At 62.9% G+C, this 12735-nt stretch carries 13 protein-coding genes; 2 read left to right on the top strand and 11 right to left on the bottom strand.

Annotation, left to right across the window (positions count from 1 at the left end; genetic code table 11):
• The 8 genes from Q0Y09_RS02745 to Q0Y09_RS02710 form a co-directional block, all read right to left on the bottom strand.
• Positions 1-1509, bottom strand: coding sequence for an ABC transporter ATP-binding protein (locus tag Q0Y09_RS02745; RefSeq protein ID WP_297717325.1), 1509 nt, complete (start codon positions 1507-1509; stop codon positions 1-3).
• A 290-nt stretch (positions 1510-1799) separates the two neighbouring features.
• On the bottom strand, positions 1800-2990 hold the full coding sequence (locus Q0Y09_RS02740; RefSeq protein ID WP_297717236.1) for a BMP family ABC transporter substrate-binding protein: 1191 nt from the start codon (positions 2988-2990) through the stop codon (positions 1800-1802).
• Positions 2991-3157: 167 nt separating this feature from the next.
• Positions 3158-3823, bottom strand: a complete 666-nt coding sequence (gene deoC / locus Q0Y09_RS02735; RefSeq protein WP_297717233.1) for a deoxyribose-phosphate aldolase — start codon at positions 3821-3823, stop codon at positions 3158-3160.
• Positions 3824-3850: 27 nt separating this feature from the next.
• A complete protein-coding gene (locus Q0Y09_RS02730; RefSeq protein WP_297717230.1) occupies positions 3851-4978 on the bottom strand; it encodes a DUF362 domain-containing protein in 1128 nt (375 codons plus the stop codon).
• Positions 4979-4999: 21 nt separating this feature from the next.
• Positions 5000-5977 (bottom strand): MBL fold metallo-hydrolase, encoded by a 978-nt coding sequence (locus Q0Y09_RS02725; RefSeq protein ID WP_297717227.1) that lies wholly within the window; start codon positions 5975-5977, stop codon positions 5000-5002.
• Between the two features lie 139 nt (positions 5978-6116).
• The gene (gene rbr, locus Q0Y09_RS02720; RefSeq protein ID WP_297717224.1) at positions 6117-6650 is read right to left on the bottom strand and encodes a rubrerythrin; all 534 of its coding nucleotides are present in this window, start codon (positions 6648-6650) and stop codon (positions 6117-6119) included.
• Between the two features lie 55 nt (positions 6651-6705).
• On the bottom strand, positions 6706-7077 hold the full coding sequence (locus Q0Y09_RS02715) for a desulfoferrodoxin family protein (protein WP_297717221.1): 372 nt from the start codon (positions 7075-7077) through the stop codon (positions 6706-6708).
• Positions 7078-7156: 79 nt separating this feature from the next.
• Entirely contained in the window at positions 7157-7543 is a 387-nt protein-coding gene (locus tag Q0Y09_RS02710) for a transcriptional repressor (protein ID WP_297717218.1), read from the bottom strand.
• 180 nt (positions 7544-7723) lie between these two features.
• Here Q0Y09_RS02710 and Q0Y09_RS02705 point away from each other — a divergent pair, with 180 nt between their 5' ends.
• Entirely contained in the window at positions 7724-8104 is a 381-nt protein-coding gene (locus Q0Y09_RS02705) for a hypothetical protein (protein WP_297717216.1), read from the top strand.
• A gap of 61 nt (positions 8105-8165) precedes the next feature.
• Here the strand turns inward: Q0Y09_RS02705 and Q0Y09_RS02700 are convergent, their stop codons facing one another.
• The 3 genes from Q0Y09_RS02700 to Q0Y09_RS02690 all read right to left on the bottom strand — a co-directional run bounded on the left by Q0Y09_RS02700 (position 8166) and on the right by Q0Y09_RS02690 (position 11943).
• Positions 8166-9344, bottom strand: a complete 1179-nt coding sequence (locus Q0Y09_RS02700) for a hypothetical protein (RefSeq protein WP_297717213.1) — start codon at positions 9342-9344, stop codon at positions 8166-8168.
• Between the two features lie 69 nt (positions 9345-9413).
• The gene (locus Q0Y09_RS02695) at positions 9414-11411 is read right to left on the bottom strand and encodes a YgiQ family radical SAM protein (protein WP_297717210.1); all 1998 of its coding nucleotides are present in this window, start codon (positions 11409-11411) and stop codon (positions 9414-9416) included.
• Between the two features lie 64 nt (positions 11412-11475).
• Positions 11476-11943 (bottom strand): helix-turn-helix transcriptional regulator, encoded by a 468-nt coding sequence (locus tag Q0Y09_RS02690; protein WP_297717207.1) that lies wholly within the window; start codon positions 11941-11943, stop codon positions 11476-11478.
• A 151-nt stretch (positions 11944-12094) separates the two neighbouring features.
• Between Q0Y09_RS02690 and Q0Y09_RS02685 the strand changes: the two genes are divergently transcribed.
• The gene (locus Q0Y09_RS02685; protein WP_297717204.1) at positions 12095-12358 is read left to right on the top strand and encodes a DUF6809 family protein; all 264 of its coding nucleotides are present in this window, start codon (positions 12095-12097) and stop codon (positions 12356-12358) included.
• Positions 12359-12735: the final 377 nt, after the last annotated feature.

Below are 12735 nucleotides of genomic sequence, written 5' to 3'. Positions count from 1 at the left end.
TTAAGCCCCCTTTCGCTTGGCGCCGGCCATGTAGAGACCCATTTCTTCCACCGTGGTGGTCTTGGGGTCCAGCTCGCCCACGATCTCGCCCTCGTACATGACCAGGATGCGGTCAGACAGGGCCATGACCTCGTCCAGCTCCAGGCTCACCAGCAGCACGCCCTTGCCGGCGTCCCGCTCTGCCACGATCTGCTTGTGGATGTACTCGATGGCGCCCACGTCCAGGCCCCGGGTGGGCTGGACGGCGATGAGCAGCTCGGGCCCCCGGTCGATCTCACGGGCCACGATGGCCTTCTGCTGGTTGCCGCCGGACATGGACCGGGCCGTGGTGACGGGCCCCTGGCCAGAGCGGACGTCGTACTGCTCGATGAGCCGCTCGGCGTACTCCCGGATGGCCTTACGCTTGAGGAAACCGGCTCCAGAGACGAACTGGGGCTCAAAATACCGCTGGAGCACCATATTGTCCTCCAGGCTGTAATCCAGGACCAGGCCGTGCTTGTGACGGTCCTCGGGGATGTGGCTCATGCCCATGGTGGACCGCTTGCGGATGGAGGCGTGGGTGATATCCTGCCCGCAGAGGGTGATGGTCCCCTCCTTGGCCGGCTCCAGACCGGTGAGGCCGTAGACCAGCTCGGTCTGGCCGTTGCCGTCGATGCCGGCGATGCAGACGATCTCCCCCCGCCGGACGTCGAAGGAGACGCCCTTGACGGCGTTGTTGCTGTGGACCTTGGAGGCCACGGTGAGCCCCTCCACTGAGAGGACCACATCTCCGGGCTTGGATACTTCCTTGTGGACGGCGAAATCCACATCCCGGCCCACCATCATCCGGGAGAGCTCCTCCTTGCTGCTGGTGGGCACGTCCACGGTGCCGATGTACCTGCCCTTGCGCAGGACGCTGCACCGGTCGGCCACCGCCATGATCTCGTTGAGCTTGTGGGTGATGAAGAGGATGCTCTTGCCCTCGGCCCGGAGCCCCCGCATGATGTCCATGAGCTCATCGATCTCCTGAGGGGTGAGAACCGCTGTGGGCTCGTCAAAGATGAGGATCTCGTTGTCCCGGTAGAGCATCTTCAGGATCTCGGTGCGCTGCTGCATACCCACGGTGATGTCCTCCACCAGGGCGTCCGGGTCAACCTTCAAGCCGTACTTGTCGGAGAGGGCCATGACCTTCTCTCTGGCCTCCGCCTTTTGCAGAAAGCCATGTTTGCAGGGCTCCACGCCCAGGATGATATTGTCCAGCACGGTGAAGCACTCCACCAGCTTGAAGTGCTGATGGACCATGCCGATCCCCAGGTCGTTGGCGTCGTTGGGGTTTTTGATCGCCACCACCTGGCCGTCCTTCTTGATGGTGCCCTCCTCCGGCTGGTAAAGGCCGAAAAGGACGCTCATCAGCGTGGACTTTCCGGCGCCGTTTTCACCCAGAAGCGCATGGATCTCTCCCTTTTTCAACTGGAGCGTGATGTTGTCGTTGGCAATGATGCCAGGAAACCGCTTGGTGATGTTTAACATTTCAATGGCATATGGCTGCTCCAAGCTTACCGCCCTCCCTCTTGTTGCGTCGTATCTGCCGGGCCTTCCGCAGGCCGGGTCCCCGCGGGGCTTTCGCCCCAGGTCCGCCCGGCGGCCTCCGCACCATGCGGAGACGGCTGTGCCGGGACACGCGGTTCTTTTTTATTGTACTATATTCACGCGCATAATTCAAAACAAAAATGTTCAATTTGCCAATTTTCTCTCGCGAACAAAAAAGGACCGCCGCGGCAAGGCCGCGGCGGTCCAAAGTTTTGCTCAGGAAAATGGAATTACTTAATGTTCTCGTAGGCGTTGACGGTGATAACGGTGGCGTTGGCAGCGGGCTCCACGGTCACGTCGTTGGAGACGGTGATGGTGCCGTCAAACATAGCGGCCACAAGCTCCTTGTAGTTGTCCTGGGTGAAAGAGTCGCTCCACTGGGTGGACTCCATGGGCAGCTGGACGTAGTTGGCAGTGGGATCGTCGCCGGACACCAGGCCCAGGGTCTCGATCTTGCCGCCGTAGTTGGCGAAGTTGCCGTCCATGGTCTCCTGGAGGAGGTGCTTGGTGGTGTTGGCCAGGCCCTTCATGGCGGAGGTCACGGTCATGCCCTCGCCGTAGGCGTCGATGATGGCTGCCTGGTCCACGTCCACGCCGATGACCTTGCCGCCCACCTTGGCAGCGGCCTCGGTGGCGGAGGTGAAGATGCCGCCGCCGCAGGCGAAGACGACCTCAACACCCAGAGTCTGGTACCAGTTGTCCATGTAAGCGGTGATGTCGGCGTCGCCGAAGAACTGGTTGCCGTAGACGTACTCCACGGTCACGTCGTCGCCGTTGCCCAGCTCGGCGGCAGCGGCGTCAGCGCCCTGCACGAAGCCGTAGCCGTAACGCTGCACGGCGGGGACGGCCATGCCGCCCAGGAAGCCCAGGTGGGTGTAGCCCAGCTTCACAGCGGCGTAGCCGGCCATGTAGCCGCACAGCTCTTCCTGGTACACGGCGCAGTAGACGTTGGAGGGCACGGTGTAGTCAGCGCCCAGGTCACCCTCGCCCACGTCCAGAGCGATGAAGGTGATGTCGGGGTACATCTCGGCGGTCTCCTTGATGGTCTCAGCGAAGGCATAGCCGGGCATGACGACCACATTGTAGCCCTCGGCGGCAGCGGCGTCCACCATGGCCACGCGCTCGGCGGTGGAGTCACCGGCGGGCTTGTAGTAGGTGAACTTCACGCTGTTGGCGGTGCAGAACTCGTTGCAGGCTTCGTAGGTGGTCTGGTTGAAGGACTGGTCGGTGATGTCGCCGTAGTCGGTGATCATGGCCACCTTCATGTCGGTAGCGGGAGTGGTCTCGGCGGGGGCGCCGCTCTCAGCGGGAGCAGTGGTCTCGGGGGCGGGGGTCTCGTTGCTGCCACCGCCGCAGGCGGCCAGGGAGAACACCATGGCGCCAGCCAGAACAAGAGCGGAAAGTTTCTTAAAATTCTTCAAGCTGATCTACCTTCCTTTCAAAATCAATGCCCGGTATGGTCTCCAAAACGGTCCATTCTCCCGAGCACGGGCCTATTATATCGCATATTTTACCAGAGCGCAACCGCAATTTCTCATTTGTCAAAAAAAGTTTACGCTTTTGTTACAAAAGTGTTAAGCGATCTGAGTCAGTACCCCTCGCCCTGCTGCCCCTGGGCCAGCTTCACGATGCGGGAGGTCCCCAAACGATCTGCGCCCAGGGCCAGGAAGTCCTCGGCATCCTTCAGGCTGGCGATGCCGCCGGCGGCCTTGATCTTCACGCCGGGGCCCACGTGCCTGGCGAAGAGGGCCACATCCTCCCGGGTAGCACCGCCGGTGGAAAAGCCGGTGGAGGTCTTGATATACTCCGCGCCGGAGGCGGTGACAAGCTCGCACATCTTGATCTTCTCCTCCTCGGTGAGCAGGCAGGTCTCCACGATGACCTTGAGGATGCGGCCCTGGCAGCTCTCCTTGATGGTCTTGATCTCCTCCAGAATCGCGTCCCACTTCTGGTCCTTCACCCAGCCGATGTTGATGACCATGTCGATCTCGTCGGCGCCGTTCCGGATGGCGTCCTCGGTCTCAAACGCCTTGACGGCGGTGGTGGAATAACCGTTGGGGAAGCCGATAACGGTGCAGATTTTCAGGTCGTTGCCCACATACTCGGCGGCCTGACGCACATAGGCGGCGGGGATACACACAGAGGCACACTGGTACTTGATGCCGTCGTCGCAGATCTCCTTGATCTGCGCCCAGGTGGATTCCTGCTTGAGGAGGGTGTGGTCGCAGTGGGCCAGGATCTCCTTTACATCCATGGATAACATCCTTTCTCGATTTGTCGGTTATTTGACTTCGATCAGCTCGTAGGAGCGGGTGCCCAGACCGATCTTCTCGGCGTGCTCCAGGCAGGAGCGCCAGTTGGTCTCCGGGAAGTTGTTGCAGAAGTGGTCGTGGTGGTCCACGCAGCCCTCGGTGTGGAGGTACTCGTCCAGGCGGCTGCCCGGCATGACCGGCTGACGCAGGCAGGCGTCGACGCAGGCCTGATCCAGGGCCACCGGGTCAAAGGAGGCGAACATGCCCACATCGGGGAGGATGGGCACGTCGTTCTCCGCGTGGCAGTCACAGAAGGGGGAGACGTCCACCACCAGGCTGATGTGGAACTGGGGCCGGCCATCCACCACGCCCTTGGCGTATTCGGCCATCTTCCGGTTGAGGTCGTCGTTGGCGCTGTCGTTCCGGTTGACGATGGCGTCAAAGTTGCAGGCGCCCAGGCAGCGTCCGCAGCCCACGCACTTGTCCTGGTCGATGAAGGCCTTCCGGTCCTCGCCGTAGGAGATGGCGTCCTGACCGCACTCCTTGGAACACTGGCGGCAGCCCACGCACCTTTTCTGGCGGACCTCCGGCTTGCCGGAGTTGTGCTGCTCCATTTTGCCCCGGCGGGAGCCGCAGCCCATGCCGATGTTCTTGATGGCCCCGCCGAAGCCGGTGGCCTCGTGGCCCTTGAAGTGGTTCAGGCTGATGAAAACGTCGGCGTCCATGATGGCCCGTCCGATCTTGGCGCTTTCGATGTACTCGGCGCCCTCCACGGGGACCTCCACATCGTCGGTGCCCTTGAGCCCGTCGCCAATGATGATCTGGCAGCCGGTGGAGAAGGGGGAAAACCCGTTTTCATAGGCGGCATCCATGTGCTCCAGGGCATTCTTCCGCCGGCCCACATAGAGGGTGTTGCAGTCGGTGAGGAAGGGCAGCCCGCCCAGGCTCTTCACCACATCGGCCACCGCCTTGGCATAGTTGGGGCGCAGGAAGGAGAGGTTCCCCGGCTCACCAAAGTGGATCTTGATGGCCACCAGCTTCTTCTCCATGTCGATGCCGCCGATGCCGGCGGTGCGGATGAGCTTTTCCAGCTTTTTGAGGAGGTTGGTGCCCATGGGGGCCCTCAGATCAGAAAAATATACCTTTGCCCGTTCCATTTTGTTCTTCCTTCCTTTGCGTCAAATCGCATAGTAGGCCGCTTTCCCGCCTACCGTCTCCCGGCGCACCTGTCCCAGGGCCATCAAATGATCCAGGTGAGACATGCACTCCCCCACGGCGAACCACTTCTGGGCCACCGGGAAGTCCTCCCAGGAGCTGGCCCGAATCTTCCAGGTCATGTGGCCCGCCAGGTCATAGGCGCCCCGGCCCGGGTGGTCCTTCACCGCGCCAAGGGCCTCCTCCAGCCGCTGCTGATGATGGCAGAGGAGGTGGTCCACCCTGGACTTCAGATCGCCGGTCTTGCGGTGACCGGGCAGCGTCAGCGCCGGGTCATAGGCCCGGATCTTTTTCAGGCTCTCCAGATAGGAGCCCAGGGCGTCCGGCATGACGGGCCAGGCGGTGATGTTGGGGGTGATGTCAAAGAGCACATGGTCCCCCGTGAAAAGGATGCCCCGGTCGGGCAGCCAGTAGCACATCTGCCCCGGCGTGTGGCCGGGCACAAGGAGACACTGGATGCGGCAGCCGCCCTTCTCCAGGATCTGCCCGTCGGTCAGGCCCTCGTAGTGTCCGCCGCTGGGCGGGGCCATGGACCGGGCCGGGTTGGTCTCGTTCATCCGGGCCATGAGGTGCAGGGGAAAGCCCTCCTCCCGGAAGCGCACATCCATGATGCCCCAGTACCGGCTCCGGTAGTCCTGGTCGTCCAGGCTGGGCCGGTCCACCTCACTGACGTAGATGGTCCGCCCGTCCGCAGCCTCCGGGGCCAGACCGGAATGGTCAGAGTGGAGGTGGGTGAGGAGGACCTCCATCTCTCCCCGGCGGACCCCCAGCTCCCGGAGCCCGGAGAACAGGGCCTCCCGGCAGGCCGGCTGCCGGAAACCGGTGTCGATGAGCAGGGCTCCGTCCTCTCCCTTCAGCAGGTAAGCATTGAGCTCCTTGAGCGGATTTCCCACCAGGGGCACCGGGATGCGGTAGATCCCGGGTGCGATTTCTTCTGGCATCGCTCTCCCTCCATTTTTTTGTTGATACCTATTAACATACCACATTCGGTGGAGCTTGACAATCTGATTTTCAGCGCACCGCGCCCTAAAAAACAAGGCAGCGCCCGCTCCAAAGAGCGGGCGCTGCCTTATTTTTGTATCAGTAGTTCTCAGCCTTGATCTCAAAGTATGCCTGGGGATGACCGCACACGGGGCAGACCTGGGGCGCCTCCGTGCCGTACTCCAGGTGTCCGCAGTTGCGGCAGTACCAGACCTTGACCTGAGCACGCTTGAAGACCTCGCTGTTGGAGAGGTTCTCGGCCAGCTTCACATAGCGCTCCTCGTGGCTCTTCTCGATCTTGCCCACGGCGTCGAAGGCGTCGGCCAGAGCGTGGAAGCCCTCCTCGCGGGCAGTCGCGGCCATCTCCTTATACATCTCGGTCCACTCCTCGTGCTCGCCCTCGGCGGCGGCCAGGAGGTTGGCGGCGGTGTCGCCGATGCCGCTGAGCGCCTTGAACCACAGCTTGGCATGCTCCTTCTCGTTGCCGGCAGTCTCCTCGAAGATGGCGGCGATCTGCTCATAGCCCTCCTTACGGGCGGTGCTGGCGAAGTAGGTGTATTTATTGCGGGCCATGGACTCTCCGGCAAAGGCTTTCCAGAGGTTGGCTTCGGTCTTGCTGCCTTTCAGTTCCATTGTAAAAGACTCCTTTCAGCATTGTAGATCAGTCGCCGTGGTTGCGCGGCGCAGCTTACTCCTGGCCCTTCCAGTAGCCGTGGAGGTTGCAGTACTCGTAGGCGGTGACAGGCTCGCTGCCGCCGGTCTTCAGCACGGGCTCATCGCCGGGCTTGGGCAGCTGGAAGGTGACCTTGTTGCCGCTGACGGCGGCGATGAACTGGATATAGTGCTCCTCGAGCATGGGGTGGATGACAGAGCCCACCTGAACGGTGACATGGCTGCCCTCCCGGGTGACCTGGGGCACGTGCTTCTCCAGGGCGCCGTCGGTGGTGTTGGGCGTCATCTCCTCCATCTTCTGTCCGCAGCACATCAGGGGCACGCCCTTATCCACGACCTTGAAAACGATATTACCACAGTGAGCGCAGCGATACAGCTTGAGTTCCATAAATTTGACCTCCAATTATTTGTTTTTTGTATCATCGGGTCCGCCTTCCGCGGACGTTCGGGACGGGGTGTGCGCGGCCTTAGTGCCGCGTGATGCAATGGGTGCAAAGGCCGGTAAAGACCACGTCGTGGCGGTCTATCTGGTGCCCGCTGAGGGCGCCGACCCGCTCATCCAGAGCGGCGTCGTATTCCACGCCCTCCAAATCATAGACGCTCCCGCACTTTCGGCACCGGAAGTGGGGATGGGGCCGGATCTCGGCGTCGTACCGCTCGATGGGGAAGGGCATCCGGGCGATCAGCCCTTCGTCCGCCAGCAGATTCAGATTCCGATATACCGTCCCCAGACTCAGGCTGGGGTTCTCCGGCTTGAGCCAGTTGTAGAGCATCTCCGCTGTGGGGTGCTCGTCGGTCTCCATCAGGCGCTGGTAGATGAGTTCCCGCTGCCTGGAATAACGCTTTCCGGTCATAACTCACTTCCTTCTAATCAGTAATCATTCCTGTTACTGATTGAAGTATAGCAGAAGCCCGCCCGAAATGCAAGCCCTAATTTTTGATTTTTCAAAAATTTTTCCGGGGGTAGTTTTCGCCGGGCGGCGCAGAATAAAAAGCGGTTGGGAACCTGATTTTGATGAAGCGGAGGCAAGGATATGAAAAGACCCTATCTTGCGCTCGTATGCGCCATGGCGATGCTCCTGTCCGGGGTGGGCTGCGCCGGGCAGCCCAAGGCGACCCCCACGCCGAATACCACCGGGAAGCCCTCAGAGACCCCCGTCCACAGCCCCTCCCCCTCTGCCACACCCATGCCGGGCGAGACGGACAACTACCACGTCGGCGGAGATGGTCGGGTGGACCCGGACGGGAACGGTGAGACCCACGGTCCGGGCGAAATGGTAAAGGATGCGGTGGATGACGCCGGAAGGGTGGCGGGCGACGCCGCCAGAGGGGCCGGAGACGTGGTCAGGGGCGCGGTAGACGGCGCTGGTCGGGCCATTGAAAAGGCCGGCGACGTCCTCACCGGACGGCGCTGAGGTGTGAAAACAGCGTGGAGCATAACATGCTCCACGCTGTTTTTCCCATGATGTGGCCCTTTTATACCTCTGGGCCCTTACCGGCTCCGGGACTGCCAGCAAGCTGGGTCCGGGCGTAGTCCGCCGCCCGCTCCTGTTCGGCCCGGTCGGCAAAGGCCGCCGCCGGGAAGATCAGCAGCTTCCGGTCCCGGCGAAAGAGGGCCAGTCCCCAGTCGTCCGACTTCACGCCCCCGACCTGGCTCCACAGGGTGCGCTCCCGCTCGCCGGGCCGGAGGCTGTCCACCCCGAAGGGACCGATCACGTCGGTGATGGGGCCGTCCAGCAGCTTGTGGAAAGAGTCTCTCTTCGCCTGCCGCCGGATGGCCCAGGCCATAAAGCCGGGGATGAAGTTGAGCCAGATGGAGCCCAGCCCCAGGCCGATGAGCAGAAGTCCGGCAGCGCGGATCACCTCGCTGGCCCTCACCGGCGCCCCGCCGGTGAAGGCCCCGACGAGGACAAGGATGCCCCACACCAGCATAGGGATGGAGAGGACAGCCGCCAGGACCACCGAGGGCCGCCAGAAGAGCCTGGTGCGGAAGAAGGCCAGATTTGCCCTGAGGAGGGCGGTCTCCAGCCTCTCCGGCGTCCAGGCATAGCGGAGGGTGAAGGCGGCCTCCGGCTCTGGCTCCAGGGTGGGAACCCCGCCGGTCTGGGGCGGGCGGCCCTGCCGGGCCTCGGCCAGGGCGGTCAGGAAGGCCCCCTTCTCCTCCGCCCCGGCGAAGGCGCAGGGCGGGAGCACCTCCCATACCCCCTTCTTCAAATAGAGGAGAACGTATCCCTTCTTTTCCCACACCTCGGTGACGGCGTCGTAGGGCTCCACCCGGCGGCTCACACCGTAGGTAAGGGCCATGCCTTCCTTGGTGAGGGTCAGGGTGTGGGGGCCGAAGTAGCCCCCCTCCATGTCCAGCAGCCGGGTCCCGTGGAAGGCCCGTCGCCGGGCGGAGAGCACCCACAGGAAGGCCAGGGAGATCCCCAGGGTGGTCAGGGCCAGCGCCAGCACCAGGCCGAAGTCCTCCTCCCAGTCCCCCATCAGTCGGACAAAGAGCAGCATGAAGAGCACCACGCCGCCGAAGACTGCCCCGGCCAGGAAAAGGAGCCATTCCAGCTTTCGGACCACCGTCAGCGGCCCTTTGAACCGCTTTTCGTGGAGACGCAGCCCCCGCTTGAAGTCCTGCTTGGTCAGATTATACCGCAGTTCCATAGGTCACCTCTCATTTTCAGATGCTCCTTAGACGCCGGCAGGTGGGGAAAAGTTTTCCACACTCTGTGTTTATTTTCGTCCCTTGCCGGGGCGGGCGTTCTTCTTGGCCTTGGGCTTGGCCCAGCCGGCCTTTCGCTTGGGCTGGGGGTCGTTGTGCTCCACCCGCTTACCCTTCTGCTTGAGCTTCTGGTCCTCCCGCTTGGGGGGCTTGCCGCTCCGCCCCTGGGTCTTGCCCCTGGCGGGGGCCCCCGGCTTGCCGTTCCAGGCGGGCCGGTCAGGCCGGAGGAGGCACTCCTTGCCGTAACCGATGAGGTCCTCCCGGTGGGCCTCCCGCAGGGCCTCCTTCACCAGGGGCCGCTTTTCGGGGCGCTTCCACTGCATGAGGGCCCGCTGCATGGCCTTGTGGTGGGCGTCGGTGGGGACGAAGACCGGCTGCATGGTCCGTGGGTCCAGACCGGTGTGGTACATGCAGGTGGAGAGGGTGCCGGGGGTGGGGTAGAAGTCCTGGACCTGCTCAGGCTGGCGGCCCGATTTGTTGAGCCACTCGGCCAGCTTCACGGCGTCGCCCAGGGTGCAGCCCGGGTGAGAGGACATGAGATAGGGCACCAGATACTGCTCCTTGCCGTAGCGTTGGTTAAGCCGCTCGTATTTCTGCCGGAATTTCTCATAGACCTCGATGTGGGGCTTGCCCATCTCGTCCAGCACGCCGTTGACGCAGTGTTCCGGGGCCACCTTGAGCTGGCCGGAAACGTGGTGCTGCACCAGCTCGGCGAAGAACTCTCCGCTGGGGTCCTTCATCATGTAGTCGAAGCGAATCCCGGAGCGAATGAAGATTTTTTTGATTCCAGGCAGTTGTCTCAGCTTCCGTAATAACATCAAGTAATCAGTATGGTCGGCGTCCAGGTTGGGGCAGGCGGTGGGCGACAGGCAGGCCCGGTTTTTGCACAGCCCCGCTTTCATCTGCTTTTTGCAGGCGGGGCGGCGGAAGTTGGCGGTGGGGCCGCCCACGTCATGGATATAGCCCTTGAAGCCGGGGTGGCGGGTGAGCTCGGTGACCTCCCGGATGACGCTCTCGTGGCTGCGGGCGGAGATGATCCGCCCCTGGTGGAAGGCCAGGGAGCAGAAGTTGCAGGCCCCGAAGCAGCCCCGGTTGTGGATGACGGAGAAGCGGACCTCCTCAATGGCGGGGACGCCCCCCAGCGCGTCGTACATGGGGTGGGGCTCCCGGACGTAGGGGAGCTCAAAGACGGCGTCCAGCTCCTGGGTGGTGAGGGGCATGGCGGGGGGATTGCAGATGAGGAGCCGGTCCCCGTGGCGCTGGAGGATGGCCTTGCCCACGATGGGGTCGTGCTCGTCGTACTCCACCATGTTGGCCCGGGCATAGGCCCGCTTGTCGTCCCGGACCTCCTCAAAGGAGGGGACCTCCACCATGGGATAGGCGCACTCCCCCGGGTTTCTGCCCACAAAGCAGGTGCCCTTCACGTCGGTGATCTCAGAGATGGGCGTGCCGGAGGCCAGCCGGGCGGCGATCTCCCGGGTGGCCCGCTCCCCCATGCCGTAGACCAGCAGGTCGGCCTGGGCGTCAAAGAGGACGGAGCGGCGGACCTTGTCCTCCCAGTAGTCATAGTGGGCGAAGCGGCGCAGGGACGCCTCCAGGCCGCCGATGACCAGGGGGATGTCCCCAAAGACCTCCCGGACCCGGTTGGCGTAGACGATGGTGGCCCGGTCGGGGCGCAGACCCATGCGTTTTCCCGGGGAATAGGCGTCCTCGGTCCGGCGGCGCTTGGCCACGGTATAGTGGGCCACCATGGAATCGATGTTGCCGGCGGAGAGCATCACCCCCAGCCGGGGCCGGCCCAGGGCGGCAAAGGCCGCCGGGTCCTTCCAGTCGGGCTGGGCCATCACCGCCACCCGATAGCCCTCCGCCTCCAGCACCCGGGAGATGATGGCCGGGCCGAAGGAGGGGTGGTCTACATAGGCGTCGCCGGTGATGATGAGGAAGTCATAGTCCTCCCAGCCCAGGTCCCTCATATCCGTTTTGGAGACAGGGAGAAATCGGGTGTTCATAGCGTATACCTCTTAATGATAAAGAATTGGAAGGCGGCGGCTGTGCGCCGCCGCCCGCAGTTGTCTATGGTTCGTCGGTCCGGCCCGCCAGATAGTCCATGGTGACGCCGAAGTGGTCGGCCAGCTTCCACAGGTTGTCCAGGCCGGGCTTTTGTTCGCCCTTTTCAAAGCGGAGGATCTGCGCTGTGGAGACGCCTATGGCCGCCGCCAACACCGGCTGGGTCTCCCGGGCCAGCTTGCGCAGCCGCTTCAGCCGATCCTCCAGGGCCTCGGCAGGCGTATCGGGACCATGCAAAGGCGTTTGGTCGGGTTCCTCCAAAACCAGCTCCGCCCTGTCCACACGGCCCATCAGAAAATCCACACTGACCTGAAAATGGTCGGCCAGCTTCCACAGATTGTCGAAGCCCGGCTTCTGTTCGCTCTTTTCAAAGCGTTGGTACTGTCGGGCGGCGCACCCCACTGCGGATGCAACTTCCCCCTGGCTTTCACCAGTCTTTAATCGCAGTTCTTTCAACCGAATATGGAATTCCATAAAATCACCTCTTGACATTGCCAATCATTCACATTATAATATACGCATAAAAAGTCGTTAATATATTCTTAGTAGTTTATTTTGGCTGTAATGTCAAGCGTTCCTAAATGTAAAATTTTAGATAACAGGGAAATCTACCGGAGGGATAAGTGTGGACAATATCCTTGACCAACTCTACGCCGGGAAATTATCCCCCTTTGAGGTCCCCCGCTCCCCGGACCAGGAATATGAGTCGGCGGCCACCCGCTTTGAACTGGCCTGGACGGCCCTGATGGCCGACCCGGACCCGGAGCGGCAGCGGCTCCTCCTCCAGCTGGAGGAGGAACATGAACGGCTGCTGGGTCTGCTGGAGCGGGACGCCTTCTCTCAGGGCTTCCGCCTGGGCGGCCAGCTGGTGGCCGAGGTCTTTCGCTGAGGGCCCGGCGGCATGGGCGCGTCTGAGAAGTCGCGCCCCACACAAAAGGAACGCCGCCCCTCCCCCGCGTCATCCTGAGCGCAGCGAAGGATCCGTCTCCCCCGTCCCTCTGGCTCCCTTCCCGAGGGAGCTGCCGCCGCAGGCGGCTGAGGGAGTCCTCAGAGCGGTTTGGCCCGCCGGGCCGGGTCACGGGGAATGCGGATTCTTCGGCCTTCGGCCTCAGAATGACGGGGGCAGGGCGCGTCTGGGAAGCCGCGCCCCACACAAAAGGAACGCCGCCCCTACCCCGCGTCATCCTGCGCGCAGCGAAGGATCCGTCTCCCCCGTCCCTCTGGCTCCCTTCCCGCGGGAGCTGCCGCCGCCGGCGGCTGAGGGAG

Source organism: Intestinimonas sp. (genome assembly GCF_026169115.1).
Taxonomy (GTDB): domain Bacteria; phylum Bacillota; class Clostridia; order Oscillospirales; family Oscillospiraceae; genus Intestinimonas.
The sequence above is the reverse complement of the archived record's forward strand: the minus strand, read 5'-3'. Positions and strand labels throughout refer to the sequence as shown.

Excerpts from the sequence above, each read along its gene's own strand:
- Q0Y09_RS02700 (WP_297717213.1), bottom strand. The coding sequence starts at position 9,344 with ATGGAACTGCGGTATAATCTGACCAAGCAGGACTTCAAGCGGGGGCTG.
- Q0Y09_RS02705 (WP_297717216.1), top strand. The coding sequence starts at position 7,724 with ATGAAAAGACCCTATCTTGCGCTCGTATGCGCCATGGCGATGCTCCTG.
- Q0Y09_RS02725 (WP_297717227.1), bottom strand. The coding sequence starts at position 5,977 with ATGCCAGAAGAAATCGCACCCGGGATCTACCGCATCCCGGTGCCCCTG.
- Q0Y09_RS02710 (WP_297717218.1), bottom strand. The coding sequence starts at position 7,543 with ATGACCGGAAAGCGTTATTCCAGGCAGCGGGAACTCATCTACCAGCGC.
- Q0Y09_RS02730 (WP_297717230.1), bottom strand. The coding sequence starts at position 4,978 with ATGGAACGGGCAAAGGTATATTTTTCTGATCTGAGGGCCCCCATGGGC.
- Q0Y09_RS02695 (WP_297717210.1), bottom strand. The coding sequence starts at position 11,411 with ATGAACACCCGATTTCTCCCTGTCTCCAAAACGGATATGAGGGACCTG.
- Q0Y09_RS02745 (WP_297717325.1), bottom strand. The coding sequence starts at position 1,509 with ATGTTAAACATCACCAAGCGGTTTCCTGGCATCATTGCCAACGACAAC.
- rbr (WP_297717224.1), bottom strand. The coding sequence starts at position 6,650 with ATGGAACTGAAAGGCAGCAAGACCGAAGCCAACCTCTGGAAAGCCTTT.
- Q0Y09_RS02690 (WP_297717207.1), bottom strand. The coding sequence starts at position 11,943 with ATGGAATTCCATATTCGGTTGAAAGAACTGCGATTAAAGACTGGTGAA.
- Q0Y09_RS02715 (WP_297717221.1), bottom strand. The coding sequence starts at position 7,077 with ATGGAACTCAAGCTGTATCGCTGCGCTCACTGTGGTAATATCGTTTTC.
- deoC (WP_297717233.1), bottom strand. The coding sequence starts at position 3,823 with ATGGATGTAAAGGAGATCCTGGCCCACTGCGACCACACCCTCCTCAAG.